Consider the following 1,548-nt stretch of genomic DNA (forward strand, 5'->3'; position numbering starts at 1 on the left):
TCGTTCTCCACCTCGATGCGCTGGTCTTTCTCTGCATGCAGCCACAGCTCTTCCGCCCCCTTCTTGTCCTCGAAGCGGATGGCGTTGGCGTTGTCGTAGCTGCCACCAGGGGTGGAGCGGCTCAGCATGCCGGTCTGGGTCTGGTTGGCCGGCAGCTCCCACGGCGGCATCTGGCCGGCGTTGTAGACCCGGCCGGTGATCAAGGGCTGGTCAGGATCCCCTTCCAGGAAGCTGATCACCACCTCCTGGCCGATGCGTGGCACCGCCATGGCACCGAAGTTCTGGCCCGCCCAGGGCTGTGAGGCACGTACCCAGCAGGAGCTGTGCTGGTTGCGCTGGCCGCGTCTATCCCAATGGAACTGCACTTTGACCCGGCCGTACTGGTCGCTGTAGATCTCCTCGCCCTGCGGGCCGACCACTACCGCCGTCTGCGGGCCTTGTACAAAGGGGCGCGGGGTGTAGCGGGTGGGGCGGAAGGGCAGGCTGCTGGGCAGGGCCTCGATCTGGCACAGGCAGACCCAGTCGCCGGCCCCCGATTCGTAGGAGGCTTCCGACCAGCTGAGGTGGGCACTGGTCACCAGGTACTCGCGGTTCTGGTCGCCGCGCGGGTGATCGCTCAGGGTGAACAGCGCCCCCACCGGCAGGCCCCGCACATTGCCCTGGCCACGCACGGTTTCCTGGCGGGCCTGCATGGCATCGAGCTGGACCCGTACATAGTGTTCGCCGACAGCCGGGTTGTCGTATTCACCAGGGTAGTCGAACACCTCATGGCGGGCTTCGCCATGCTCACGGGCAACGCGGGAGCGGACGGTGAGGTCGGCACGGGGTTTCTGGAAATCGTAGTCGGTGAGGACATAGTCCACCGGCTGGACAGACTTGGTGTAGTTCCAGTGCTCCAGGTGCTCGCGGTCCGAGGTCATGCCGCCATCGCCGCCACCCTGTTCGAAGGGGATATGGGCATAGCCGGGGGCGGGGGCATGGGCAGAGAGCGCGTCGGCCAGGATCAGGGTGTGCAGGCCGTCCTTGTGCTCGAACCAGAAATAGATGCCCTCCTGTTCGCACAGGCGGGCGACATAGTTGTAATCCGACTCGCGGTACTGCACACAGTATTCGCGGGGGGCATAGGACTGGGTAAGACGGAACTCGAACTTGGCCAGGGGGTGATCGGCAAAGATGGCCTTGATGATGTCCGGGGTGTTCTGTTCCTGGAAGATACGGCTGTCGGCGGTACGGGTAAGGAACCAGAGCCAGGGGCGGAGGATGGCCTCGTAGACGTAGTAGTCGCCTTCCTTGCCCTTGAGCGACATCTCACAGACATAGAGGTTGAGATGGCGGGTGGCCATCAGCATGAGGTCGGAGCTGATGGTGAGGGGCTGCCCGACGAGTTTGTCCAGGGGGAGGTCGGGGCGCTTGGAGAGCGCGGTGAGGCTGTACTGGCCGATCTGTCCGAGTGCTTCGTGGCCGTCCAGGCGGCGGAAGATGAGGGCTTCGGGGCCGAGGGGGGTGGTGAGGCGGACGTTGCGATGATCGAACATGCGGGCTAACATG

1 protein-coding gene is annotated in these 1,548 nt (G+C 64.6%); it reads right to left on the minus strand.

What is annotated here, in order from left to right:
- Positions 1–1,535: type VI secretion system Vgr family protein (locus tag V7714_RS20535; protein ID WP_335711401.1), on the minus strand; the 1,535-nt coding region annotated here is incomplete at its 3' end.
- Positions 1,536–1,548: the final 13 nt, after the last annotated feature.

The sequence above is a fragment of the Chitinimonas sp. JJ19 genome (assembly GCF_036961565.1).
Lineage (GTDB): Bacteria > Pseudomonadota > Gammaproteobacteria > Burkholderiales > Chitinimonadaceae > Chitinimonas.